At 64.1% G+C, this 22,737-nt stretch carries 27 protein-coding genes and 1 tRNA gene; 6 read left to right on the plus strand and 22 right to left on the minus strand.

Annotation, left to right across the window (positions count from 1 at the left end; genetic code table 11):
- Positions 1-2: 2 nt before the first annotated feature.
- The 5 genes from ggt to rsmD form a co-directional block, all read right to left on the minus strand.
- Positions 3-1,688 carry a gamma-glutamyltransferase gene (gene ggt / locus ACYVD7_RS12055; RefSeq protein WP_460764225.1) on the minus strand — a complete coding sequence of 562 codons (1,686 nt, stop codon included), beginning with the start codon at positions 1,686-1,688 and terminating at the stop codon, positions 3-5.
- A gap of 101 nt (positions 1,689-1,789) precedes the next feature.
- Entirely contained in the window at positions 1,790-2,041 is a 252-nt protein-coding gene (locus tag ACYVD7_RS12060; RefSeq protein ID WP_460763483.1) for a YfhL family 4Fe-4S dicluster ferredoxin, read from the minus strand.
- A gap of 103 nt (positions 2,042-2,144) precedes the next feature.
- The gene (locus ACYVD7_RS12065; RefSeq protein ID WP_460763485.1) at positions 2,145-2,636 is read right to left on the minus strand and encodes a hypothetical protein; all 492 of its coding nucleotides are present in this window, start codon (positions 2,634-2,636) and stop codon (positions 2,145-2,147) included.
- 82 nt (positions 2,637-2,718) lie between these two features.
- Positions 2,719-3,225: a pantetheine-phosphate adenylyltransferase gene (coaD, locus tag ACYVD7_RS12070; protein ID WP_460763488.1), complete on the minus strand. Its 507-nt coding sequence runs from the start codon at positions 3,223-3,225 to the stop codon at positions 2,719-2,721.
- A 21-nt stretch (positions 3,226-3,246) separates the two neighbouring features.
- A complete protein-coding gene (gene rsmD, locus ACYVD7_RS12075; protein ID WP_460763490.1) occupies positions 3,247-3,933 on the minus strand; it encodes a 16S rRNA (guanine(966)-N(2))-methyltransferase RsmD in 687 nt (228 codons plus the stop codon).
- A gap of 66 nt (positions 3,934-3,999) precedes the next feature.
- Between rsmD and ftsY the strand changes: the two genes are divergently transcribed.
- The 4 genes from ftsY (at position 4,000) to ACYVD7_RS12095 (ending at position 8,016) form a co-directional block, all read left to right on the plus strand.
- Positions 4,000-5,253 carry a signal recognition particle-docking protein FtsY gene (gene ftsY / locus ACYVD7_RS12080; protein ID WP_460763493.1) on the plus strand — a complete coding sequence of 418 codons (1,254 nt, stop codon included), beginning with the start codon at positions 4,000-4,002 and terminating at the stop codon, positions 5,251-5,253.
- A 91-nt stretch (positions 5,254-5,344) separates the two neighbouring features.
- Positions 5,345-6,619: an AsmA family protein gene (locus ACYVD7_RS12085; protein WP_460763496.1), complete on the plus strand. Its 1,275-nt coding sequence runs from the start codon at positions 5,345-5,347 to the stop codon at positions 6,617-6,619.
- A gap of 53 nt (positions 6,620-6,672) precedes the next feature.
- Entirely contained in the window at positions 6,673-7,740 is a 1,068-nt protein-coding gene (gene mutY, locus ACYVD7_RS12090) for an A/G-specific adenine glycosylase (protein WP_460764228.1), read from the plus strand.
- 6 nt (positions 7,741-7,746) lie between these two features.
- Positions 7,747-8,016 (plus strand): oxidative damage protection protein, encoded by a 270-nt coding sequence (locus tag ACYVD7_RS12095; RefSeq protein WP_460763499.1) that lies wholly within the window; start codon positions 7,747-7,749, stop codon positions 8,014-8,016.
- A 48-nt stretch (positions 8,017-8,064) separates the two neighbouring features.
- Here the strand turns inward: ACYVD7_RS12095 and ACYVD7_RS12100 are convergent, their stop codons facing one another.
- Positions 8,065-8,505 (minus strand): DUF6491 family protein, encoded by a 441-nt coding sequence (locus ACYVD7_RS12100; protein WP_460763501.1) that lies wholly within the window; start codon positions 8,503-8,505, stop codon positions 8,065-8,067.
- 164 nt (positions 8,506-8,669) lie between these two features.
- Here ACYVD7_RS12100 and ACYVD7_RS12105 point away from each other — a divergent pair.
- Both ACYVD7_RS12105 and ACYVD7_RS12110 read left to right on the plus strand, forming a co-directional pair.
- Positions 8,670-8,745: transfer RNA gene (locus ACYVD7_RS12105), tRNA-Phe, on the plus strand.
- Between the two features lie 113 nt (positions 8,746-8,858).
- Positions 8,859-9,062: a hypothetical protein gene (locus ACYVD7_RS12110; protein WP_460763504.1), complete on the plus strand. Its 204-nt coding sequence runs from the start codon at positions 8,859-8,861 to the stop codon at positions 9,060-9,062.
- A gap of 115 nt (positions 9,063-9,177) precedes the next feature.
- Here ACYVD7_RS12110 and ACYVD7_RS12115 read toward each other — a convergent pair whose 3' ends face one another.
- The 16 genes from ACYVD7_RS12115 to ACYVD7_RS12190 all read right to left on the minus strand — a co-directional run bounded on the left by ACYVD7_RS12115 (position 9,178) and on the right by ACYVD7_RS12190 (position 22,673).
- Positions 9,178-9,483, minus strand: a complete 306-nt coding sequence (locus ACYVD7_RS12115; RefSeq protein ID WP_460763507.1) for a hypothetical protein — start codon at positions 9,481-9,483, stop codon at positions 9,178-9,180.
- Positions 9,484-9,486: 3 nt separating this feature from the next.
- On the minus strand, positions 9,487-10,521 hold the full coding sequence (locus ACYVD7_RS12120; protein ID WP_460763509.1) for a DUF2793 domain-containing protein: 1,035 nt from the start codon (positions 10,519-10,521) through the stop codon (positions 9,487-9,489).
- The gene (locus ACYVD7_RS12125; protein ID WP_460763511.1) at positions 10,518-13,733 is read right to left on the minus strand and encodes a phage tail protein; all 3,216 of its coding nucleotides are present in this window, start codon (positions 13,731-13,733) and stop codon (positions 10,518-10,520) included. Before ACYVD7_RS12125 ends, ACYVD7_RS12120 begins: the two co-directional genes overlap by 4 nt.
- A complete protein-coding gene (locus ACYVD7_RS12130; RefSeq protein ID WP_460763514.1) occupies positions 13,730-14,158 on the minus strand; it encodes a C40 family peptidase in 429 nt (142 codons plus the stop codon). The genes ACYVD7_RS12125 and ACYVD7_RS12130 overlap by 4 nt, the downstream gene beginning before the upstream one ends.
- Positions 14,155-15,078, minus strand: coding sequence for a DUF2163 domain-containing protein (locus tag ACYVD7_RS12135; RefSeq protein ID WP_460763517.1), 924 nt, complete (start codon positions 15,076-15,078; stop codon positions 14,155-14,157). The genes ACYVD7_RS12130 and ACYVD7_RS12135 overlap by 4 nt, the downstream gene beginning before the upstream one ends.
- 3 nt (positions 15,079-15,081) lie before the next feature.
- Positions 15,082-15,684 carry a DUF2460 domain-containing protein gene (locus ACYVD7_RS12140; RefSeq protein ID WP_460763519.1) on the minus strand — a complete coding sequence of 201 codons (603 nt, stop codon included), beginning with the start codon at positions 15,682-15,684 and terminating at the stop codon, positions 15,082-15,084.
- Positions 15,684-17,960, minus strand: a complete 2,277-nt coding sequence (locus ACYVD7_RS12145) for a phage tail tape measure protein (RefSeq protein ID WP_460763522.1) — start codon at positions 17,958-17,960, stop codon at positions 15,684-15,686. The genes ACYVD7_RS12140 and ACYVD7_RS12145 overlap by 1 nt, the downstream gene beginning before the upstream one ends.
- On the minus strand, positions 17,960-18,232 hold the full coding sequence (locus tag ACYVD7_RS12150) for a phage tail assembly protein T (protein ID WP_460763525.1): 273 nt from the start codon (positions 18,230-18,232) through the stop codon (positions 17,960-17,962). Before ACYVD7_RS12150 ends, ACYVD7_RS12145 begins: the two co-directional genes overlap by 1 nt.
- A gap of 20 nt (positions 18,233-18,252) precedes the next feature.
- Positions 18,253-18,570 (minus strand): hypothetical protein, encoded by a 318-nt coding sequence (locus ACYVD7_RS12155; RefSeq protein ID WP_460763528.1) that lies wholly within the window; start codon positions 18,568-18,570, stop codon positions 18,253-18,255.
- A gap of 112 nt (positions 18,571-18,682) precedes the next feature.
- The gene (locus ACYVD7_RS12160; RefSeq protein WP_460763530.1) at positions 18,683-19,372 is read right to left on the minus strand and encodes a phage tail tube protein; all 690 of its coding nucleotides are present in this window, start codon (positions 19,370-19,372) and stop codon (positions 18,683-18,685) included.
- A 64-nt stretch (positions 19,373-19,436) separates the two neighbouring features.
- On the minus strand, positions 19,437-19,802 hold the full coding sequence (gene gp17, locus ACYVD7_RS12165; protein ID WP_460763533.1) for a tail completion protein gp17: 366 nt from the start codon (positions 19,800-19,802) through the stop codon (positions 19,437-19,439).
- 1 nt (position 19,803) lies between these two features.
- On the minus strand, positions 19,804-20,235 hold the full coding sequence (locus tag ACYVD7_RS12170; RefSeq protein ID WP_460763536.1) for an HK97-gp10 family putative phage morphogenesis protein: 432 nt from the start codon (positions 20,233-20,235) through the stop codon (positions 19,804-19,806).
- Between the two features lies 1 nt (position 20,236).
- The gene (locus tag ACYVD7_RS12175; RefSeq protein WP_460763539.1) at positions 20,237-20,569 is read right to left on the minus strand and encodes a phage head closure protein; all 333 of its coding nucleotides are present in this window, start codon (positions 20,567-20,569) and stop codon (positions 20,237-20,239) included.
- A complete protein-coding gene (locus ACYVD7_RS12180) occupies positions 20,566-21,138 on the minus strand; it encodes a head-tail connector protein (RefSeq protein WP_460763541.1) in 573 nt (190 codons plus the stop codon). Before ACYVD7_RS12180 ends, ACYVD7_RS12175 begins: the two co-directional genes overlap by 4 nt.
- 51 nt (positions 21,139-21,189) lie before the next feature.
- The gene (locus tag ACYVD7_RS12185) at positions 21,190-21,378 is read right to left on the minus strand and encodes a hypothetical protein (RefSeq protein ID WP_460763544.1); all 189 of its coding nucleotides are present in this window, start codon (positions 21,376-21,378) and stop codon (positions 21,190-21,192) included.
- A 74-nt stretch (positions 21,379-21,452) separates the two neighbouring features.
- Complete coding sequence (locus ACYVD7_RS12190) at positions 21,453-22,673, minus strand: phage major capsid protein (RefSeq protein WP_460763547.1); 1,221 nt, start codon at positions 22,671-22,673, stop codon at positions 21,453-21,455.
- Between the last annotated feature and the right edge of the window lie 64 nt (positions 22,674-22,737).

A 22,737-nucleotide genomic window follows, 5' to 3' on the forward strand; every position in this document is an offset into this window, starting at 1 on the left:
GGTTACGGATGCAGCGCCTGTTGCGAAGGCGCCAGCAGTACATCCGCCTTGCCGGTCGGGTGGCGCGGATCGCTCCCGCCTTCCAGCGTGTTGGCGCGCTTGTCCCAGCTGACGGTCTGCAGGTTGCCCCAGATGGGTTCACCGGCGCTCACCGCATGACCCATCGCCTGCAATGCCGTGATGGTTGCGGGATCGATCGCGCCGGCTTCGGCGGAGATCACGTCCGGCAGCCACTGGTGGTGATAGCGCGGCAGTGCGGCGACCTGCTGCGCGGACAGGCCGGCGTCGTAACCCAGGATGCCGAGCAGCACCTGGGTGATGATGCGGCTGCCGCCCGGTGCGCCGATCACGGCAAGCTTGTCCGGCGACTCGATGAAGCTGGGCGTCATCGAGCTGAGCATGCGCTTGCCCGCCTTGGGCGCGTTGGCCTCGAAGCCCATCACGCCGAACGCGTTGGGCGTGCCCGGTCGCAGCGCGAAGTCGTCCATCTCGTTGTTGAGCAGCACGCCGGTACCGGGCGCGACCATGCCCGAGCCGTACAGCAGGTTGACCGTCTGCGTGCAGGCGACGCGGTTGCCGTCACCGTCGATGATGGAGAAATGCGTGGTTTCCTCGTCCTCCAGCGGCGCCGGCTGGCCGGGGAGCAGTTCGCTCGGCGTCGCCTTGTCGGGGTGGATGGTGGCGCGCAGGCCAGCGGCGTAGTCGCGGCTCAGCAGGCGCGCCATCGGCACCTTCACGAAGTCGGGATCGCCCAGGTAGATGGTGCGGTCGCGATAGGCCCGGCGCTCGGCTTCGACAACCAGGTGACGACGGTGCGCGTCATCGAGCTTCGCCAGGTCCCAGCCTTCCAGGATCTGCAGGATTTCCGCCAGCGCCACACCTCCGGACGAGGGCGGCGGCGCGGTGGTCACGTCCCAGTTGCGGTAGTGCAGGCGCAGCGGTTCGCGTTCCTTGACCTGGTAGCCGCTGAGTTCGTCGGCGCGCCATTTGCCGCCTTCTTCCTTCACCGCGGCAAGGAGCTTCGAAGCCACTTCACCGCGATAGAAACCGTCGAAACCCTTGTCCGCCAGCAGCTCCAGCGTGCGCGCCAGATCGGGCTGCTTGAGCACTTCACCAGCCACCGGCGGCGTGCCGTCGGCGAGGAACACCGCGCGCGTGCCGCGGTAGCGTTCCATCACCTCGCGGCGGCTGCCGTAGCCTTTTTCCAGGCGCGGATAGACCTCGAAACCCTCGCGGGCGATGCGGATCGCAGGCGCCAGCGTGGTCTTCAGCGGCAGTCGTCCGTATTTCTGCGACAGGTGCACCAGCGCCGCGGGCAGGCCAGGGATGCCAGCGGACCAGGGGCCATTGGTGGCGCGGTCGCGATTGAGTTCGCCGTCCTTGTCGAGGAAGGCCTGCGGCGTCGCCGACGCCGGCGCGGTTTCACGTGCATCGACGAAGACGTCCTTGCCGGACTTCGCATCGTGCAGCAGGAAGAAGCCACCGCCACCGATGCCCGAACTGATCGGCTCGACCACCGACAGCGTCGCCGACACAGCCACGGCGGCATCGAAGGCGTTGCCACCCTGGCGCATCATGTCCAGCCCGGCCTGCGTGGCAAGGAAATGTGCGCTGGCGATGGCGGTGCCGGGCGGATGCGTCGCCGAGGGCTTTTCTTCCGCAGCGGCCGTCGTCGCGGCAAGCAGCATCGCGATCAGTACTGCTGCGCCTGCGTGGTTCGCCAATCCGGTCAATGATCGTTTTCCATCCATGGTCGGGTGCCTGGACAGCATCCGGGAAATCAGCCGCATCACGAGTGCTCCTGCAGGCGCGCCAGTTTGGCGAGCAGTTGTTCGTTGGATTCGGGGAAGGCCGGATCGGGATCGATGCACTCGACCGGGCAGACGACCACGCATTGGGGTTCGTCGAAATGTCCCACGCATTCGGTGCAGCGCGCCGGGTCGATCACGTAGATGGTTTCGCCCTGCGAAATGGCCTGGTTCGGGCAGGCGGGTTCGCAGACGTCGCAGTTGACGCAGAGCTCGTTGATCTTCAGCGCCATGGTTCAGTCAGGCGGCGTCAGGCCGCGCTCTCTCCAGCATTTTCCGCCACTCCTGCTCGGTGTGACGAGGCGCCCGCACCGACGGCGCGGGCGCCCATGTACATCACTTGGCTTCGATGAACTTGTACGTCGCGCCCGACGGAGCCACGGCCGCCTGGACGCGGGCGTTGTCGGCAGCGGCGCCGATGAAGATCACCTTGACGCCCTTGAACTTGCCCGGCATCGCCTTGGCGAATGCGGCGACGGCGAGGTCGGCGCTCTTTGCCGAGTTCGGCGAACCGAACGCGATCAGGGTGTTCTCCAGGATGCCGCGGGCGATGTCGGCCTCGGCCTTTTCGAGCTGGCGGTCGTAGTAGCCCTGGAAGTCGGCGTTCTCGACCGGCGGCAGCACGTAGACGTAGGTGCTGGTGGCGCCGTCGAGGTTGCGCTGGACGACATCGGTCAGGTACGCGTACCAGGCGTTCTCGTCGTTGGTCGTCGGCGCGGTCAGCGCCGGCTTGGACGCTTCCTGCGCAGCTTCTTCCTTCTTGCATGCGCCCAGCGCCAGCGGCAATACCAGGCAGGCAGTCAGCAGGATTCGAGTGGTGATCTTCATGGTTGTGTTTCCCCGTCGTTTTCTAGCGTGTTGGTCTAGCGTTGGATCATCTGGCTGGGTGCGGGTCGAAGGCCCGGCAGCATCAGCCCTGCTTTGCGCGCTGCCACTGTTCCTGCAGCGCGGAAGCCACCGCCGGCGGCACGAATCCGGAAACATCGCCCCCGAGTCGGGCGATCTCCCGCACCAGCGATGAGGATATGAAGCCGTATTGCTCCGCCGGCGTGAGGAACAGCGTCTCCACGTCCGGTATCAGGTGGCGATTCATGCTCGCCAACTGGAATTCGTACTCGAAGTCGGACACCGCGCGCAGACCGCGCATCAGCACGCCGGCCCCGAGTTCAGCGACGAAGTGGGCGAGCAGTCCATCAAAGCCGCGCACTTCGACATTGGAATGATGCGCCACGGCCTGCCGGGCCAGATCCACGCGCAGCTCCAGCGGCAGCGCCGGACCTTTGCCGGGGCTGGCGGCCACGCCGATGATCATGCGTTCAAACAGCGGCGCCGCCCGGTCGACAAGGTCGATGTGGCCATTGGTGATCGGGTCGAAGGTGCCGGGGTAGACGGCGATTCGGTTACGGGCCGCGGTCATTCGCTGGTCTTTCGCTCATGGTTAGGCGGTGGCGTCGCCGGCCGGGTCAGGCCCAAGTGTAACAGTGGCTGTAACAGTGGCGCCCCCGGGTGACCGGCGGTACAGCGCGTAACGGACCTCGCGCGTACGCCCCTCGCGGTGCAGGGTCCAACCGGTGGGCGGGGCGGCGACCGCATCGTGCGGCGACTCGACATAGAGCCAGGCACCGGGCGCCAGTTTTGGCGCCAGCATCGGGAGGACGCCGCCCCAGAGGTTGGCGTCGAAAGGCGGATCGACAAAGGCCAGGTCGAAGCTCCCCGGCGCCTGCGCATGCAGCCAGGCCAGCGCGTCGCCCTGCACCACCGTTGCCGCATCCCCGCCCTGCAAGCGCGCCGCGGTCTGGCGCAGCGCGCCGGCCAGCGCGGGATCGCGCTCCACTAGTACGGCGGTGGCCGCCCCACGCGACAGCGCTTCCAGCCCCAACGCACCCGTGCCGGCGAACACGTCGAGCACGCGTGCGCCGGGCAACATCGGTTGCAACCAGTTGAAGAGGGTTTCGCGCACGCGATCGCCCGTCGGGCGAAGGCCGGGGGCGCCGGCGACGTCCAGGCGCGTGCCGCGCCAACGCCCGGCGATGATGCGGACCTTGCCCACACCTGCCTTCGCATCCTGAGCGCCCTGCCCTGGCGTGCGTGTCGCGGATGGGTTGCTGCGACGGGGTCTGCTCATCGGGCGTGACCGGATCGGGGGGCTATCATGGGCGCATTCTCGCGCACTCTTCGCCTACGCTCCCTGATGTTCAATATTTTCCGCCGCAAGAAGAACGATGCACCCGCCGCCGACAAGGCCGTGCCGACGGCGCAGCCGGGTGATGTCGCGCGCGACCCCGCCGCCGACCTGCACGCGCCTGATCCGCACGACGCGGACCCGCAACGGACTGGGCAGCTGCCCGACCAGTCCGACCCGGGACAGGTCGGACGCCCTGCGGCCAGCGAACCCGTCCCGGCCGAGATCATTGCCGCTGCGATGGAAGTCGAAATCCCCGTGTCGGCACATGCATCTGAACCGGCACCTCAACCGGCGCCGGCATCGCCCATCGAACCATCATCGCCCGAACCTCCGGCCGCACCCGGGAAGAAAGGCTGGCGCGACCGCCTGCGCGGCAGCGTCTTCGCCCGCACGCTGGGTGGCCTGTTCTCGCGCAATCCGCGCCTGGACGACGACCTGCTCGATGAGATCGAAACCGCACTGCTCACCGCCGACGTCGGCGTCTCCGCCACTACCCACCTGGTGGAGGACCTGCGCAAGCGGATGAAGGCGCGCGAGTTCGTCGATGCCACCGCACTGCTGGGCGCGTTGCGCGGGGACCTGGTCGCGATGCTGCGCCCCGTCGCGGTGCCGCTGCAGATCGACACGGAGGCGAAACCTTTCGTGCTGCTGACCGTCGGCGTCAACGGTGTCGGCAAGACCACCACGATCGGCAAGCTCGCCAAGCGCTTCAAGGACGAAGGCCGGCCACTGATGCTCGCTGCCGGCGATACCTTCCGCGCCGCCGCCGTAGCGCAGCTGCAGGCCTGGGGCGAGCGCAACGGCGTGCCGGTCGTCGCGCAGGGACAGAACGCGGATGCAGCGTCGGTTGCCTTCGACGCATTGCAGGCTGCCAAGGCGCGCGGCACGCAGGTACTGATCGCCGACACCGCCGGCCGCCTGCACACCCAGCAAGGCCTGATGGCCGAGCTGGGCAAGATCAAGCGCGTGATCCAGAAGCTCGATGTCGACGCGCCGCACGAGGTGCTGATGGTGATCGACGGCACCACCGGCCAGAACGCGCTGTCGCAGCTGCGCCAGTTCCACGCGGCGGTCGGCGTGACGGGGCTGGTCGTGACCAAGCTCGACGGCACGGCGAAGGGCGGCGTGGTGTTCGCGCTGGCGCGCGAGTTTGGTATTCCGATCCGTTTCGCCGGCATCGGCGAACGCCCGGAAGACCTGCGCGTGTTCGACGCGGATGCCTTCGTCGATGCACTGCTTCCCGAAACCCTCGGCGGCTGATGGCACGCCCGCGTAGCACCGACGCAGCGATTCTTTTTTCCCGCGGCGTCGGGAGCCTGATCCGTGGGCGTATGCACAACGGGTGCGATCGATGAGCCGACGCCGTCGCGCACTACTGGTTTTCGTGGCAACTATCGCGATCCTCGCGCTCGGCCTGCGCTGGTTGTCGCAGCCACAACGCGTCGCCGCCATCGTGATGAACCAGGCCGGTTCCGCGCTGGGCCTGGAGATCACCGCCCGCGGCCAGGCCGAGTACCGCCTGCGTGGCACGCCGATGCTGGTGCTGCGCGACGTCAGCGCGCGCGAACCTGGCGCCGCATACACGATGTTGAACGCAAAGCGTCTCTACATCGCCCTGCCCTGGTCGACACTGCGCGCCGCCGGCGATGACCTCACCGCCACGCGCATCGAATTCGACGAACCACGTTTGCAACTGCCCGCCCTGCAGCACTGGCTGGCAACGCGGCCGCCATCGAAGCCACGCCTGCCAACGCTGACGCATGGCCTGCAAATCAGCGACGGCACCATCATCAACGACGACTGGCGCATCGACGGCATCCACGCCGACGTGCCCGTGCTGAGCCCCACCCTGCGGCTGCGCGCGCGCCTGCGCGGCCGCTACCTGGATGCACCGCTGACGATCCCGGTCGACCTGGTCGTGTCGATGGTGCATCCGGAAGCCCTGATCAACGCGGCCACGACCGGCTTCGCAACGCGCGGCACCATCGCGATCGAGCGCGGCAAGGACTGGCGCCTGCCCGCGACGGTGCAGCTCTCCGGGCCGTTGCGCTTCGGCAAGGACGACCTGCGCATCACGCCAGCCCATCTCGGCGTCGCCGCAACGTATGAGGCCGGCGACACGCGCGTTCCCTTCGCTCTCGGACTGCACGGACCACTGCGCTTCGACGAAGCCACCTGGACACTGCAGCCGGCCGGCGCGGCGCTGCGCGGGCGTGGCGATGGCGATGGCGACACCGATCCGATCCCGCACGTCGATGCGCACGGCACGCTCGAACTGGGCCATCGCCTGTTGCTGCAACTGCAAGGCGAGATCGCGCAATGGCCGACGAGCTGGCCGGCGTTGCCGCCACCGATCGGGCAATCGTCGTCGCCATTGCCGTTCGCGCTCGGCTACGACGGCGCATCCGATCTCTCCAACGTCACCACGCTCAAGCTGCGCCGCGACGACACCCGTTTCGACGGACGCTTCCGCCTGCCGGAAGTGCTCGACTGGATCAGCCACAGCGCGGGCGGCGCGCCGTTGCCGCCGTTGTCCGGAACACTGGTCACGCCGCACCTGGAGATTTCCGGGGCACGCGTCGAGGGCGTGCAGATCGAGTTCGGCGACGGCTCGGACATGCAATGACCGTCGTACGCAAGACCGGCGTGAAGCCGCGAACCACTGCCGCAGGCACCTCCATGGAGACGACGCGGCCAGGCAGCACCGGCGCATCGGACAACTTCGCCTCGCGCCTGCTGGGGTGGTTCGACACCAGCGGTCGCCACGACCTGCCCTGGCAGCATCCGCGTACGCCGTACCGCGTGTGGCTCTCGGAAATCATGCTGCAGCAGACGCAGGTGAAGGCGGTCATTCCGTACTTCCAGCGCTTCATCGATGCGCTGCCCACGTTGCAGTCGCTGGCGCAAGCGCCGCGCGACGACGTACTCGCGCTGTGGTCCGGGCTGGGCTACTACGCCCGCGCCCGCAACCTGCAGGCGGCCGCGCAGCAATGCATGCGCGACCACGATGGCGAACTTCCGCGCGACATCGACGCCCTCACTGCCCTGCCGGGCATCGGCCGCAGCACCGCCGCCGCGATCCTGTCGCAGGCGTGGGGCGACCGCCACGCGATCCTCGATGGCAACGTGAAGCGCGTGCTGGCGCGCTACCACGGCGTCGACGGCTACCCCGGCCTGCCCACCGTGGAAAAGCAGCTGTGGGCGATGGCGCAGCAACACCTGCCGCCGACGCGAATGGCCGACTACACCCAGGCGCAGATGGACCTTGGCGCCACGCTGTGCACGCGCAGCGATCCCGCCTGCGTGCTGTGCCCTCTGCAGGACGATTGCAGCGCGCGCCGCGAAGGCCGCGTCGCCGAACTGCCCACGCCCAAGCCCGGCAAGGCGATCCCGCAACGCCATGCGCACGTGTTGTGGCTGGAGAACGCGTCCGGCGAGATCCTGCTGCAGCGACGCCCCGCCACCGGCATCTGGGCGTCGTTGTGGACGCTGCCGCAGGCCGACGACGCCGACGCGGCGAAGCAATGGTTCGATGTCAACGCTCGCGGCAATTTCGACCGGGCGCAGCCGCTGCCGTCGATCGCCCACGCCTTCAGCCACTTCAAGCTGCAACTGCAACCGCTGCGCCTGCGCGATGTCACGCTGGGTCCACGCGTGGGCGACAATGACGACCTGCGCTGGGTATCGCGCGAGTCACTGCGCTCGCTCGGCATCCCCGCCCCCATCCGCAAGTTGCTGGAAAGCTAGAACCCCATGCCCCGCACGATCTTCTGCGAATACGAACAGCGCGAAACCGAAGGCCTGGACTTCGTGCCGTGGCCCGGCGAACTGGGCAAGCGCGTGTTCGCCCATATCGGCAAGGTGGCCTGGGCGAAGTGGCTGGCACACCAGACCATGCTGATCAACGAGAACCGTCTCTCGCCGATGAACCCGCAGCATCGCGCCATGCTCGAAGGCGAGATGCAGAAATTCCTGTTCGGCGGCGGCGCCGACACACCTGCCGGCTACGTGCCGGAGAGTTGAAGTAGCGATATGGAGCCGTGCGTCGCGGCAATGCCGCGACGCCGCGCCTCAGCGACTGGCCTGCGCCCGCGCGGCGCGTTCGGCTTCGCGGATCGCCTTGCCATCCAGCGGGCGGATCTCGCGGATCGGGCACGGGATCGCGTTGCTACCGCGATCGAGCACGACCACGTCGTCAAAGCGGCTGACACTCTGGAACGGACCGTTGGAGATCGTGATGGCCTGCGCCCATGGCAGTTCCGCGCAGTAGCCAGTCACCTCCAGCAGGTAGCCGCGATTGGGACTGACCCAGACCGCCAGCGCGTTTTCGCCCAGCGACGTCCAACTGTTGACCCGTCCCAGGAAACTGTTCACAGGTGCGCCGGCATGGGCGCGATACAGCTCGAGCTTGGCGGCGTCCTTGTCCGTGCGCTGCGCGGCGCGTTCGGAAGCGCAGGCACCCAGCGCGAAGGTAGCGGCGAGCACGGCAACGATGGTCTTGGTGGTCTTCATGGCTGACTCCGGGCCGGCGGCGCAGGGGTTGAGCCAATGATGCTCCCGCCACGTCGCGCCGCTACAGCCGCCCCGAACCGTGTTCAGCGTCCGTAGCTGCTTGCCATGCCCGCGACCGCCCCGTATCATCTCGCTTCTTTCACGGCCGGCACCGGTTGTGAACCGGCCGGGTAGCTCAGTTGGTAGAGCAGGGGATTGAAAATCCCCGTGTCGGGGGTTCGATTCCCTCCCCGGCCACCATTCTCAAACGTAGACGCCGCAATGGTTTCAGGCCTTTGCGGCGTTTCTGTTTTTGGACTGCGAAAACTAAAAACTACACGATTCGCTAAAAACTCACGCGCATAATCCGCGTCATGACCCTGCTCCCCGACGGCCGATCCGAACGTGCAGTGCTCGACGGTGAAGTCGCCGCCGGCAAGGAACTGCGCCGCCTGACCGACGTCTACCTGGCCAAGGTCCGCGAGTTGTACCCGAGCCTCAGCCCGGCGACGCAGCGCAGGATCACGCCGGCCATGCAGCAGCTGCGCGACGTGGCCAGCACCAGGCAAAAGGGATAGGCCAGTGACCCCAAGCCAACTCCTCGCCGAACTCCGCCAAGCCGCAGCCAGCGGCGACGCCAAGGCCGCTGCCTTCCTGCCGGTGTTCCTCAGCTGGTTCAGGTCGAAGCAGTAGCTAGTCGGCCGCATCCAGCTTGGCCAACCGCATCCTGATAAGCCCGATAGCTACGCGGCACAGCAGCTTCACCGCCACAAGAGTCTGCGCATTGGTAGGGCTGGCGAGGTCTCGGAAGGTACGCAAGTCGGTGAGCGCTTGTTCGGCATTCGCGCGTAGCGTGCCATCCGTCGAAATGGCCAACGCTTCCTGTGCCGCGATGGCGTCCAGAAGCGACTGCGGCACGACATCAACCACTGTTTCATCCGCGGCAGCCTGACTCGAAGAACTGACGGCGCGGAAGCTGGTTCCTTTGATCGCGTACATGGGTCAGCGCTCGTAGGTATAGCCGTAAACGTCGACGAAGGCACTGCCGCCGGTCGGGGCCAAATTGAACTTGTACAGAATTGCCTGGCTGGAATCTGCGGGAAAATCCAGGAATGCTTGTGACACGGTGCCAGAAGTTGGGTTGATTGCCGCAATAACGCCAGATGACGAATCGTCACTCGTTCCGGCTTGCAACGCCGCGGCATTGGTGGCGGTATTGATGAGGCGAATCTGGGCCATTCGCGAGGTCACCGGAACCACACCGGAAAGACTCACGGTGGTAGCAGTTGTGGCGGTTCCGCCATTCAGCACGCGGAAAGGCGCGATACCAGCATTGATCCGCCACTGCACGCGGTTGTTGATCTGCAGGAAGTTGGTGACGTTCCCGCTGGCATCGGTCAACACGCTCCCAAGGTAGCGGCGCGACGTGTCGCTGGTCTTGCTGCGCGCAACGCCGTGGTAGGGCGATGCCGGTGCGGTGGTGACGATCTCGATGTCCGGCGTTCCGGAGTTCAGGTAGAGATAGACGTGATACCAGGTGCTCGCCGACAAGCTCAGGCTGCTCTTGGTGATCGACGAAGCGGAGTTGACGTAGCGGCCCAGCGATTCGAGGTATGCCGTGCCGCTGGTGGCGCGGATGGAGGTATTGCTGACCCACTCCAACCGAAGGCCGTCGATATAGCCGAGGATCTGGAACCCGGTCCCCGCATTGACCCATGCCGAGCCGTTGAACCTGTAGTCAACATCCTCGTCCAGGACGCTGATCTTCCACCCCTCTGCCGGGACGTAGTACCACCACTTGACGCCATCGCTATAGGCAATCTGGTTGGTCTTGCTCGCCCACTCACCCGTAGGCGACGGGCCGATGATGTAGGCGTTGCCGGCGACGTGGGCGGGCGGCGCTGAGAGATCCTTGTCCAACACGCTCGCCCGAAATCCAGCCGTGGCAAACATCCGCAGGAGCGCATTGAAGAGGAAATCCTGCTGTGTTGCCCCAGCCGGCCACAGGGGTAGCCCGGTTTTCGGTTCGTTGCTCATGCGATGGTCCCTACGAGTGCGAAGCCTGGGCCGGTAATCCGGTTGACGGCCTGAATGGTGATGGTCAGCGTGCCCGTTGCACTGCCAAAGTCAGCGGTCTGCTGTGCGGCCGAATAGGCGAACGGAACTTCGTTGGTCGCGTAGACCTTCGACACGCTGGCCTTCGTGATCGTGATGCGGAAGCCGTTGAAGTAGGCCGACTGGTATGGAACGGCTGTTGTGCCGAGACGGGCCCGCGTCACACAGTCAATCGTGATGTTGTTGGACGTATCGCGCGTGCCGGTGAATGCCTCTGGCGTCCACTCGTGTTGGCAACGCGGCGGCGTCCAACTCACGATGTCATAGCCGGTGCCAGGCGCCGTCCCGAGCGTGATCGCGCGAAGTCGAATCACCCTGTCAGCCCATTCCGGAGGCAACTCGAAGAAGACTGGCGCGTTGAGCAAGACGAAACGCTCCGCATCGCCGTGAGTCGTTGGCTTCGTGTGCAATCGGCCGCGCGCCAAGCCAGTCAGCGTGTAGTCACCATCGCCAAGGTCGGTCGCGGTCTGGAACTGGATCAGCTCGTCGCCGATCATTGCGGCGTTCGACTCGGCGAGGATCTCCTCGAAGGTCACGGATGAAAGCTGTCCCCTGACGTGCACACTGACTGTCGCGCCTGGGTCGAAGTAGTACGCAACCGCCGTCGACAGCGATGACGTGAGCGAACCAATAACGCTAGCGCGCGTGACAGTCGGCCCCGTCAGCCAGGTCAACCCATCAAGCGAAGCCTGAATGACCGCGCCAGGCCAGTTGTCCAGTAACCCGCAACAGGCGACATACAGGCCGAATTTATCGTCCTGGTCGCGAAGCGGCGGCAGGTTCATGACTTCGAGCAGCGTCGGTCCCTTCAACCCCGAGTTGGGGATCGTCGGGGGCGTTGCTGCGACACCTACTGCAACGGAGCTGTATCCGCTCACGCGGTCATAGACGGCCTTCCAGCGTACCTCGCCATCGGCGTACGTCGCCTCTTCAATCAACCAGCGCTTGCTCTTGTAGGTGAAGCAGTCGCTCGGGATGTACTGGCTGAACTTCTCAGGCAGCGGGATCTCGATAACCCCCTCCGCCCGATTCCATGCCACGTTGAGCATGATCTCAGCCTTGCGCTTCGTGTGATCCTTCTTAAACGGGATCGGCAGCGCGACAGACACTTCACCGACCGCTCTCACATCCGGCGTATACCGCTCCGCCGTCTGTGGCGTCGGGGTGTAGTTGGCGTCTGGATCAGGCACCACGAAATGCACTTTCTTGGGGAACTCGATTGGCTGCGGGGTCGTCGCCGCGTCGTCATCGGACTGTTCCAGCAGATCGTCATCAGTGATGGTGACGGCGATCGCGCCGCCACGCTTCACGCACTTGATCTTCCCATCCGCTTCCGGAGTGTCGTAGAAGAAAGGCTGCTGCGTCGGCCGGATGGAATCCGCGACGGTGCCGCCAGTGGCCACGAGATAGCCAGGGATGATGTCCGTCGACAACGCGGTAGCGTCCAAGCGCGAAGCCGGAAGCCGTGCGCGTGCGGCCTGTGCTTCGATGACGCTCTGCAGCGTCACGTCCGTGGCCTGCAACGTGGAGAACGGAGGCGCAGTCAGTTGGTAGACACTGCTGACGGTTACCGGGTAATTGATCCCATAGGTAAGGCCGGCTTCGATCTTTCCGTCCGTCACGGCCTGGTTGTAGGCGGCCGTCCAGTAGGCAGAAGAGCTGTAGTTGGGATCGCCAAGCGCCAGAACTGGGCCAAGCTCATAGTGCAAATACGTCCGGGTCGGATCGGATCCTGTCAGGGTTGCGACAGCGAGAATCTTGAACGTACCGCTTAGCGGCGTGTAGATCAGCTGATTGCTGATCGATCCATCCGGCATGACGTAGTAGCCAGGCGCTTCCGGGATAGGCTCGCCGATCGGAACAGGCGGAAAGCGCTTGCGCGTTACCGTGATGCAGAGCGGGTAGATACCTTGAGCGGTGGGACCGCTGCAGTAGACGATCTGGAGAAGCTCACTATGTGGGGTGGTGTCCTGACGAACGACCATGCCATTACAAACTCCGAGCCATAGCCCGTTTGTTGACGTCAATGGGCACGTCGCGTTCGGTGCAGCATTGACCCAGCCGAGCTCAGGCTCCAGCCACTGATAGAGCAGCATCACGGATTCGAGGTTTGTGGCGTCCGGCTGCTCTGCGACGAAGTCGAACGTCACGGTAGAAGACGTATACGCACCCACACTCACGCCAGAGCTGGCGACATACCCGATGTAGTTGGATGGGCGCCCAAGCACGTTGGGGCCACTTTCGCCAAGGCCGCTTGCCTTGATGTTCGCGGCCCAGTCCTGAACGGCCTGTATCGAGTCGTAAGCAGGAGAGGTGACACCAGCGCCTGACCCTGTCACCCAATAGCCGGTAAAGGTGTAATCCAACTCCCCACTTGCGAGCGGCCAGTGCGAATTGCTGAATCGGGAATACAGGCCCGCCGCCAGCGTGGTTCCGCCAACGATCGCGCCCTCGATGCCAACGGCAACCGGCTCGACTTCCCAGACGCTCGCCGCGCCACGCGTTTGCGTTACGTCGTCATCCTCAACGACGAAATAGGCGAGCCCGCGGAAATAGGGCGTATTGCCGACGCCGTGAATCGCCTCGAGCGCTGGATCCGGATTCTGAGTTTCGTTGCCGAGATAGACGCGCAACGTGCCAGACCAACTGGCGGTCTTGGCGCGGACAGCGAGGATGTAAGCCGACCGCTCGCCGGCAGTGGCGCCGGCATAAGCGGGGAATTCCGATTCGATGGTTCGGTCGTATACGACCTCGCCGTTGCGCAGGATCTTCTGGATGCCGGCAATCGGCCCCTCGCAGACGCCGAATGCCGAGGTCAGCAGGAACTTCTCGGACTGGACGATCGGACCGCCCTTGCCCTGCTGCTGCTCGACGATGATCTTTCGGGCCTTCAGCTCGCCGTCGATGATGTTGCACTTGAACCGCTGGGGCTTGCCGTAGATGACCGGGATCGGGATGCCAGCCTGGCTGGTCTGCCGCTGTGCGTCGCCGATGCTTGGTGCCTTGATGACGTCAGGGTCTACGGCGCCGCCGATGGCAGAGCCGATCATCCAGCCCCACTGCGCGCCCTGCGGTCCGCCGAAGTAGAAGCCGACTACTGCGCCGACTACGCCGCCAATGGTCGAGCCGCTCATGCTGCGACCCTCCAGGCTTCAACAATCAGCGCACGCCAGTCGTCCGACAGTCCATGCTCGATGACGCGGCCACACGCTGCGCCCCCTGGCGCGAACGAGTAGCAATGAATCAAGCCAAGGCCGTAGTCCGGATGTGGCGTGACGATCGCGACGTGGTTTTCCTCGCCGGTCCATTTCATGGTCACGATCATTCCCGGCTCTAGTTCTGCAATCGGTACCGGCTGCCCAAGCTGGGCGATGATTCCCGCGCGCAGGCGTTTGTTGTGGGGCGTGCGGCCGTAGTCGATTCGGTCCTGATGCACGTCAACGCCCATCAGGCGGAGCGATAGGACTACGAGGCCGAGGCAATCCATCGCATCTGGGCGGCGCCCCTGGTGTCGCCATTTCGCACCCATGAAGGTGCGCGCCGCTTCCCAAAGCTTCATCCGCCACCCACGCTCAGAGTGTTGGCTTCGCTGTCGGGGATGTACGGCTCGGCGCGGAAGTTCGGCCGGTTGTTGTACGTCTCGCAGCTGTTGTGGCCTGACCATGCCTTGGTGCAATCGCGGCGGATGCGAAACGTGTCACCAACCTGGACCGGGTACTTCGTGAGGTTGCGCAGCGCCACAACACCGCCAGAGGCGAACGATTCGATCTCGCGTGACATGCCGGCATTACCGCCGGTCAGCCACTCGACGACGCCAGGCGCGAAGTAGTCGGCCGCTTGCGCAAGCGCGGACGCGGTGAAGTCCCGCGTGACCTCAGCACCTATGGCCGTAACGGTGCCGTTGACCCACTCGCCGGCGAGAGCGAATTTGCACGGATAGCGTTCGTCGCCAACCTGGGAACCGAAGCCGGCCCGGCACGTCTTCAGGTACGGCACGTTCGCCGCCGCCTGCTTCAACACCTGCGACCAGCTACGCTGCTCGATGCCGATCAGGCCACCCGGGAATACCTTGACCTCACCGATCAAGCCAGACCCGAAGATCTCTCGGCGGCCAGCGGTCAGGTCGTTGTAGTTGACCTCGAAAACGACGAACTCGATGCCGGAAAGATCACCGCGATCGATCATCGCCTCCGTGATGCCGGTGTTCGGCCACGTCGGTTGCTCCTGCAGGGATCGCGCCTCAGCATTGTCCACGGACAGATCGGACGTGGCCGCAAACTGCGACAGATCGATACCGGTGTGCGCGTGGTAGGTAAGAGACCCCGCGCCGTCGCCGAAATCGAACGCGATGTCTCGATCGAGCCCCGTCAGGCCGATGTAGGAATTGTCACGTAGCGGCCCGATGCGCATGCAGAAGGCAAGCGTTGTCGCTAGTAGCGCCTTGTGCGTTACCAGTTGGGCAGGAATGGTTTTGGGCATTGCCTATTCGCCGAATACTTCGATCAGCTCGACACTTCCGTTGACAAGCCGCTTGTTGCCAGAGGCCTGATCAATGGACATGGGGATGTAGTCGCTGTTGAATCGGACTGGCACGCGAAATTCACCAGTGCACGTCAGCGGCGCTCCGGGGGTCCAGGCGGTTGAAGGCGTAAAGAGGCCAGTAAGGGGGTCAGTGATGCCAGGCTTGAGAACGCCGCTCTGGAACATCGTGATCCGCTTCGGCTTCGTGATTGGCCTGACGCGCGAAGCCGGTCCGAATGCGTAGGTCTTCGTGATCTGCACCGGCGTGGTTCCGCTCGGTGCAGGCCCTATCGATTCGGCTTCCAGCTTGTAGTCCAGCCAGTCTTTCACCAGGAACGAATGCAGCTGCGCCCACATCGCCATGTGTGCATTCTTGATGTAAAGCAAATAGGCCACGTCGGTGACGTTCTGAAATGGCAGAGTGAAGATGTGCTGTGCCAGTGATGCATCGGCATTCCGCCTCTCGTGCCTATTGCGAAGCTGGCGGATCCGAGTGTTTCCACTCGGGCCCGCCTGCCATCCGTAGGTCGGGCAGATATCAAGCTCGACGTTGTAGAAGGTCATCAGCGGTTCCTCGATGCGGCCCGCTGGGTTTCAAACGCAAGCCTGGCGTTCTTCTGAGATTCGGTCCTGGCGTCGTATGGGGCCGCGTAATGGAAGTGATTGGTCTGGCTGATGCCACCCGCGCCGCCGTTCCGCATAGGGCGAACAACTCCGTTTGTCCCCGCGGGCATCATCAGGAGCTGCCGATTGCGGACCTGTAGCATTTCCGGCCAGCCGCCCTCATTCACTTCGTAGAACTTGCCACCGAGTACCGGGCCGCCATTGGCGCGACCACCACCGAAGATGGCGCCGAGGAGTGATGTGAACCAGCCACCGCCAGACGCGCCACCCGAAGCTGCAGCTCCGCCACCACCACCGGAGCCACCGCCGCTTGAGAACGCACCAAACAGCGCGCTCAGCCAACCGCCTCCACTCGTCCCGCCGCCGGTCGTTCCCTGCTGCCCAAACAGCTGCTCGATCCAGCGCTCAGCGATCATTCGCGTGATCTTCGCCGCCATGTCATCGAAGAAGTCGCTTAGGGCTTCCTTCGCGGATTTTGCGCCAGTGACGAACTCAACCAGTGCGTCAGATGCTCCGGACCGGAAGTCGTCCATCAGGCTGATCTGATCGCCTACCGCCTTTGCCTGCTCATGCAGTTGGTGATTGGCTTCGATGATCGACTGACCGAATGCAGAGTTCGCATCGACGCCGGCGTATTTCAGCTTGTTGTACGTGTCCTGGTACTCGGCGCTCTTCCCGAGCAGATCGATCTCGGATTGAATGTCCTTCAGAACGTTGCCGACGCGTTCCTTGGTTTCCTCGAGCTTCTTGGTTGCCTCTGCCTCTTTGGCGAGCTGGTCAAGCCGCTCCGCGCCCGCGAGCAAGTCGGCCTTCTTCTCTTCACTCAGCTTGGATAGTTCGCCGTGTTCGAGGTCATACCTGACCTTCGCGGCCTCGCCGGTTTTGCCGAACAGTGCGATCTGCTCTTGCTGCGAACCCTTGAGTGACTCGTAGGCCTTCTGCAGCCGTTCGACCTCTTGCTCAGCCTCTGATTTCTTCCCAGAAGAGTGCTTTGCCGTTCCGGACTTGGCGCTTTCCCCCTTGCCGGAAAGGAAGTCAAGAAGCTTCTGCTCTGCCTCTGCCTGGCGCTTCATACGCGCCTGCACCAGGAGCAGATCGCGACCTTGCAGTAGCTTTCCGCCGCCGCTGGTTACGTTTGCCCAAGGGTCAATTGTTTCCTGACCACGCTTGGCGTTTTGGGTCTCCCCGGTCAGCGCACCGCGTACACGTGCCGCCGATTCCTTGAAGCTGTCCAGGCTCTTGCCAATGCCTGAAATATCGATCCGGCCTATCGCCGAAATCATGCCGAAAGCAGATTTTGCTGACTCATAAAGGCCGCCGAACAAGTCTTTGACGTCCTGAATGGAGTCGGCGAAGAACTGGAAATCTTTTTCTGTGGCCTTTGCCTGATCACCGATCCATTTGATGATCCCGCCTGACTCGTTTCCTTCCTTCGTGATCTCAGTGAACTTTTCCACCAGGTCGGTCAAGACCGGAAGCAACTCCGCGGCAAGCTGAAGGAAGAACGCCTCTGCTGTCGCTTTGAGGTCACTGAGCTTGTCGTTGAACTCATCGGCAGCGGATAGCGTGCCCTGAGACAGTTCGATCCCGAGTTCACGCGCGCGATCCTGCATCTTCTGCAGGCCGTCACCACCCTGATTCAGAAACTCAAGCAGGTCAGTACCCGACTTTCCGAACAACTCTTGGGCCAGCGCCGCTTCCAGCGTCTCGTTGTTGAGTTTCTTGAAGCCATCCGCGATCTCTGGCAGCAGATCTTCCAGAGACCTTAGATTTCCCTCCGCATCTTTGACATCGACGCCGAGCGCCTTGAACAGTCCGGCTTGCTGCGACTTCGGGTCCAGCGCCTCGGCCATGTTCTTGGCCAGCTTCTTCAGGCCGATCCCGAGCGCATCGATGTCGGTGCCGGTCTGGCGAGCGGTATAGGCCCAGCCGCTCAGCGTCTCAGCCGACACACCCAGGCGCTGGTTGAAGTCGTTGAGCTTGTCGGCGAAATCAATCGCGCCCTTCAGGCCGTCGAAGACCGCATTTACGGACAGGAATCCGGCCGCGAATCCGGCAAGGCCTGCGCCGATGGTCTTGAACGAGCCTACGAACGCCTTCTCGATCTCCTTTGCTCGTTTCTGAGCTACGCGCGCAGCACGCCCCGCATCTGTCTCGAACCGCCCCGTATTCATCAGCAGGTCGATGAAGAGCGACCCGAGCGAGCGAGAGGCCATTATTCGGTGTCCTTCAGGAAGCCGCGCACGATGTCCTCTTCCGAGGGTTCGGGTTGGCTATGGAACGGGAGGAAATCGGCGATGCCTGGCGGCTTCTTGAAACGGTTCAAACCCACGACGTGGGCGATCAGCGCGGCCGGCCTGTCGTACATCCGCACTGGACTCAGCGGCCCGTGTTTGGCGGTGTAGGCGCGATACATGGCGACATCCGCATAGAGCAGCGTCGCCTGAAGCTGGGAGGGAGGACGGCCGAGTGCGAGTGACAATTCCACCCACCACTCGTCGTCCGGTGTCAGTTTGGGCCTTCGCCCTCGTCCGCGATCTTGTTGATCTTCAGCGCAGCAGCAGTCAACGGCTCCGCCACTTCCTTACGCAACCTGCCGACCTCTTCGATCGTGAAGCGATTGCCTTCGTCGTCTTCGACGGTTTCAGCAACCAGCATCGACAGAGGCGCCACGCCTTCAGCGCGGGCCTTCAGATGCAGGTTAGTCATCTCCAGGAAGCCGAGCTTTCGCACGAACAGTGTGAGCTGCGTGCCATCGGCGCGAGGCACCAGAACCGGTTCACGCTCGTCGACGTACGCGGCGCTTCCGACATTGATCTTGCCCATTTGAATTTCCTTTGCAGACGGGAGCCGGCGGCATGCCCACGGCTAAACAGGCAGAGGCCGCCGGACCCGAACCGCGTAGCCGTTCAGGTAAAGCCGTTGTGTTGGGGTTGGATCAGGCCTTCCAGGCCGGCGTGATCAGGTCGGACAACTGGACGCTGATCTGCGAGGTCACCGGAGCGCCGGGCTGCAGGTCAAACGGATAGTCGGAGACATACCCGTTGAACAGCAGGAAGGTGCGATCGGCCGGCGCGGAGATCATGTACTTCAGCGTCGCGGTTGCCGCAGCACCGCTGCCGCCACCGCCACCGGTGAAGCCGACTGCCGGCGCCGAGGTGTAGCCCGTGCCGGCATTGGTGACTTCGATCGCCACTACGACACCGTTCTCGACAACCGCGGTCGCCGCGGCGCCGGTACCGACGCCACCCGTGAAGGTCACGCCCGGGACGGAGGTGTAGCCGGTGCCGCCACTGGTGACGGCGATCGACTTGACGCCCTGCGTCGTGCTGGGCGCGCTGGTGCCATCGGACAGGCCTAGGGCCCAGTCTACCTTCGTGCCGGCCTTGTAGAGAGCGTGCAGCTCCTTGTGGCCGAGGTAGGTCGGATCGGGGTCGATGCTGAACTGGGCGGTGCCAGGCGTGATCAGTCCGGCGATGTACTCGCGAACGTCCTTGTCCAGGCAGGTCGTTTCCGCCTGATCGCGCGAGCCGCCGAGGCCCGTCAGGTTCTTGAAGCACTGGATGCGGATGAGGGCGCCACCCGCGGTCATGTACCAGAGCTTGGACAGCTGGCTCTTGAGCGCCATTGCGGTTCTCCAAAAGAAAAAGCCCGCAATGCGGGCCGGGGTTACTCGCGGGGAGCGAGAAGGTTTAGCGAACGGTCTCCAGACGAGACCAGTCGATGAGGTAGCCGTACCGGTTGGTTTCCGGATCGCGGCCGACACTCTGGTAGTTGTTGACGATGCCGGCCTGTTCCAGCACCAGGCGCAGCGCCTTGGCCACGGCGCTGACCGACGAAACCGAGTCGCCCCAGACGTTGAACTGGATCCGCTCGTCGTCGATCTCCGGAGAGTCGTCGACGTTGTTGTCCGGGACTGCGCTGACCAACTGGTGGGCTACGTATGGCACAGCCACGTCAGCCGGCGACTCTCCGAACGGGTAGATTCGGACCGGCGTACCCAGCAGCGTCCGTAGCGTTGCCACATCGAGCAGAGCGAAGAGGTTGGATGGATACACGTCAGCGGCCCTTTGCCAACTTGGCGGCGATGCGATCGATGCCCGTTTTCAGCGTTTCGATGATCACGTTCAACGCAGCCTCCTTTTTGCCTTCGAAAGCTGGGCGCATGAATGGCTCAGCTCGCATCTTTTCGGTCCCGAATTCCTTGAACCTCCAGTACCAGGCGCGTCGCCGAACAATGACCAGGTAACGTTCGTTCGCCCCCGACTGCTGTGGCGCAGGGTCGCGCTTCATCACCAACTCGTTGCGGATGTGCACCTCATCGCCTTCCGAGTCATAGGGCGCCAGGCTCCGCGCCTCGTCGCGAATGACCTTTGCGCCCTTGGCCAAGGCCGCGCGCGCCGGACCGCCGCGCTTGCTGGCGACTTCGCGCGGCAGCTGCTGCAAGGCATTGAGCACGCCCTGCAGCCCCTTCACATCGAAGTCGGCCATGTCAGGCTCCGTCGTTCACGCCGGTCGTGCAGATCAACCGGGTTTCGCGCCGAGCAGTCCGGTCCAGCTCGATGCTACGGATGTTGAACAGCTGACCGTCCCAGACCACTCGCATTATCTGCGTCACGCCAGGCAGAAAGTGGAAGTTGATCCGTGCCGCGATCTCTTCCTGCGGCGCGTTGGCTGCGCGTAACTCGCGCCCCGGGCCGGTAAGCACATCGGCCGGAACGTCGACGGCGAAATCCTGCCACGCCAGCGAGACGCCACCGAACTCGTCGCGGGTCTCGACCCGCTGCTGGATCGTGATGCGATGGCGGAGCTTGCCGGACTTCACGGCCGCACGATCCGGAACGGAAACAGGAGGCGGTCTACGGTCGCGTTCTCGAACAGCTGGTCACCCTGCCCTTCGCGATTCTCGAACAGGTCACCGACGATCAGCAGGATCGCGGAGCGGATCGCCTGCGGCACCGCGCTATCGTTGGCACCGTATCCAGCTTTGAACTGGACCTTGACCGCACCGCTCTCGCTGCGCGTCGCTGGCCAGCTGGTGCCGAACACCGGCGACACCCGACCATGCTCGCCTGGCTCTACCTTGTAAGCGCCCGAGGCCAAGGTCTGCTCGACGCCATTCGTGTCGATGTACTTCACGGAGGTGATCGACAGCAGCGGCGGCAACGGTGGGCAGATCGAACACGCCGGGAACGCATCCAGCGTCAGCTCCCACTCTTGCTCGATCAGCGCGCGGCCGAGGATCCCATCGCGGCCGTCCAGATTCGATACCGCGGCATCGATCATCGCGGTCAGCTTCGCGTCGTGCGCCGACCCGAAGACCTCGACATGGTCGCGTGCCTCGGAAATGGTCACCGGCTTCAATCCAGCCGGCGTGATGAGTCGAAGGCCCATGGCTTGCTCCAAAGCACTGACGACAAGGGCCGGACGAGCCGGCCCTTGCGATCAGTCCTCTGCCTCGGCCTTGGCCGGCTTCTTAAGGGCCTCGGCGTACTTCACCGCAGCCGGGTCGGCATCGAGCACGCCCGGATGCGCTTTGATGACTGCTTCGTCGAACGCCTCGACATCGTCCGGCTTGTAGTTCTTACCGTCGATCTGCGCGTCGGAGAGGACGCGAGCTTTCTTGCTGGCCATGGCCGTTTCCTCGGTTCAGCATGTTGAAACGACGACGCCAGGCCAAAAGCCTGGCGCAATCGCGAAGGCCGCGATCAGGTCGCGGAGTTCTGGTAGTACTTCACCGTCGAGCCGCTCACGTCGAGCAGGTTGCCGCCAGCGCGCTGCCACGCGAGGAAGCCAACCTGGCCGAGCTTCGTGTAGGCCGAATCGGTGAAGCGGAACAGCGTGGCCGACATTACGTCGCGAATGCGGTAGTTGCTGAGGCGGCCGAACAGGATCGACTTGGCGTTCGCGGCCATCACGGCCACGTCCTGGTTGATCCGGATCGGACGGTTCAGCAGCGTGTCGGGTGCACCACCAGGCGAGCCGCTCTCGTAACCCGGGACGAAGATCGGGCGGCCCTGGGTGTCCTTGACCTTGCGAATCACCTTCAAGGACGCGTCGTTCATCATGAAGCCAACACCGGGCGCACTGCGGTACGCGGGATCGATCGAGTGCTCCAGGTCAACGATGTCGTCGTAGATCACCGTCAGGGTCTGCCCCGTGGTGCCGACCTTGCCAGACGCCGCGGCCGTCACGATGCCGCGCGGCTGTGCCGTGCCGGTACCGGTGGTGTAGTACGTGTTCTGGACGCGGGCGAGGCGCTCGGCGAGCAGGTCGACAACAATCTGGTCGATGTTCAACTGCGAGTCCTGCAGCAGTTCGAACGGGACCGCGACGACCTTCGAGCTGAACTTGTAGACGTTCAGGCCCACGGTACCAAAGGCAGCGTCCTGGCCAGTGGCCGTGGTGTTCTCCGGGATCAGCTCGCCGGTGTTGCCCGTGTCATCCATGGTCGGCCAGTTCATCGGGTTGCCCTGCGACGTGCCGAACACGGTGGCTGCATCGCGCATTCCGCCGAAAGCCTTCATGGCCTTGATCAGTTCCGCGGCCACCGAGCTCTCGACGGTATATCCGCCTTCCGCCGGGGTCGTGGTCGACATGGTGTTGCGGACCGACTGCCACTCTTCGGCAGACAGGGCGTTGTCGCCCCCGCGCAACCACTTGTTCAGCAGCGCGTTGCGGACTTCCTGCTGGCCATGGTCAGTGACGACGATGCCCATGTCGCCGACACGACGTTCGGTGTCGAGTGCCATGACCTGCTCCAGCCTGGTGATCTCGGCCTCGATGCGGCCGATCTCTTCCATGTTGGCGTCGTAGGTCTTCTGGTGCTCGGCACTCCAGGTCGCGCCCGGATTCTGCTCGAGGAGATTGCGGGTTTCCTTGGCCAGCGCGGAACGGCGCTCCCGCAGAGCCTGGATCGACTTGCTCATGATGTCCTCCTTCGGACACAAAAAAACCGCCCTGCGGCGGCGTGGTTACGCGCGGGAGCGATTC

The sequence above is a fragment of the Lysobacter fragariae genome (assembly GCF_054779775.1).